General features: G+C 44.9%; 1 pseudogene. It reads right to left on the minus strand.

The window, feature by feature from the left end:
• Positions 1–800: pseudogene (locus M0413_RS22650) on the minus strand (transposase family protein); the annotation flags it as partial.
• Positions 801–836 lie beyond the last annotated feature (36 nt).

Consider the following 836-nt stretch of genomic DNA (forward strand, 5'->3'; position numbering starts at 1 on the left):
TGACAGGTAGTGCACACCTTGGTCTGACTCAAGATAGGTGATATCGCTGACCAGTACATGCTCTGCATCATGCAGTCCTTTCTCTTTCAGCAAATTAGGATGCTTCTTCATCCAGTGTTTGCTGAACGTGGTTTTTGTGTAGCTTTTCTTCGGTTTAACCAGTAAACCTTCACTTCTCAAATAGGTAAAGAACCCATCTCGCCCAAGTTTAATATCGTGCTCAACCAGCCTGGATTTTATCAACGTGTAGAGCTTACGGGCCCCTAACCTTGGCATATATTTACGCCAGTACTGGACCCAGTCTTTGATGACCGATAGCTCAGCTCTACGACTTTCCATTCGAGCAACTGCCTGATAAATACCTTGCCTCGACATACCCGCAGCACGACATGCGGCTGCGAGGTTTATTTCGCTGTTGCTTTTTGCTTGCCAGACGTACCGGATAAGTACTTTTTTCTGAGGCCAGCTCCATATTCATTGTCCATGATATCAACCATACCATTGAGGATTTGGTTACGCAGTTTCTCTTCTGCTAACTCACGTTCAAGGCGCTTAATAGTTTCGGCAGGGGTTTCTTTTGACTTAGGCATAAGGGGATGCTGAAAAGGTTTCGACCAATCGAGTCTACCATGTTTTCTAAGCCAAACGAGTACCGTTGAACGGCCTTGAATACCAAAACGGGCTTGGGCTTGTTTGTACGTCATTTCGCCTTTTTCAACACGCTCTACAACGCCTAATTTAAAGGCTAAGGTGTAATCTCGTTGTGTGCGCTTACGGCTTGAGTTAATTGATGTTGTCATAAAGAAGTCCTCTTTATGTCAACGTATTTCAGGACG

It is taken from the genome of Shewanella sp. 8A (assembly GCF_023475945.1).
Lineage (GTDB): Bacteria > Pseudomonadota > Gammaproteobacteria > Enterobacterales > Shewanellaceae > Shewanella > Shewanella xiamenensis.